1 pseudogene is annotated in these 992 nt (G+C 47.9%); it reads left to right on the plus strand.

From position 1 onward, the window contains the following. Window positions 1–992: pseudogene (locus B3S86_RS15060) on the plus strand (DNA-directed RNA polymerase subunit beta); the annotation flags it as partial.

Consider the following 992-nt stretch of genomic DNA (forward strand, 5'->3'; position numbering starts at 1 on the left):
TCGATCGATGAATCGAAAGAGCGCGACGTGACCTATTCGGCACCACTACGCGTTAAAGTCCGTCTTCAAAATAAAGAGACGGGTGAATTGAAAGAACAAGAAGTCTTCATGGGTGACTTCCCGCTTATGACGGAGTCGGGAACATTCATCATCAATGGAGCGGAACGCGTAATCGTTTCGCAGCTTGTTCGTTCGCCAAGTGTTTATTACAACAATAAGTTAGATAAGAACGGTAAGCGTGGGTTCTCCGCGACAGTCATCCCAAACCGTGGTGCATGGCTCGAGCTCGAGACAGACGCGAAAGACATCGTTTATGTTCGCATTGATCGCACGCGTAAGATTCCAGTAACGGTTCTTTTACGTGCTCTTGGTTTCGGTACGGATCAGGAAATCATCGATCTTCTCGGTGATGATGAGTACCTCCGGAATTCACTTGAAAAAGATAATACGGAATCAACGGAAAAAGCCCTCATCGAGATTTATGAGCGTCTACGTCCGGGAGAGCCGCCGACAGTCGAAAACGCAAAAGCGTTACTCGTGTCGCGCTTCTTTGACCCGAAACGTTATGATTTGGCAAACGTTGGTCGTTATAAAATCAATAAAAAGCTTCATCTTAAGAACCGTCTTTTCGGTCAGAAACTTGCGGAAACGCTCGTTGACCCAGAGACAGGTGAAGTCATCGCGGAAGCAGGAACGGTCCTTGATCGTCGTATGCTCGATAAAGTCCTTCCATTCCTCGAAGGATCTGTTGGTTACATCGAAGCGACGCCTACAGGCGGCGTGACGCAGGGTGAGGCTTTCAACTTACAGTCAATCAAGGTGTTCGCACCGGACGATGCTGAAGGTGAACGCATCATCAATATCATCGGTAACGGTAACATCGATCGTGACATCAAGCACATCACGCCTGCTGACATGATTGCTGCCATCAACTACTTCTTCAACTTGTTGCATGAAGTCGGTACGACAGACGATATCGATCACCTCGGTAA

The organism is Exiguobacterium sp. UBA3968 (assembly GCF_002385115.1).
Classification (GTDB): domain Bacteria; phylum Bacillota; class Bacilli; order Exiguobacteriales; family Exiguobacteriaceae; genus Exiguobacterium_A.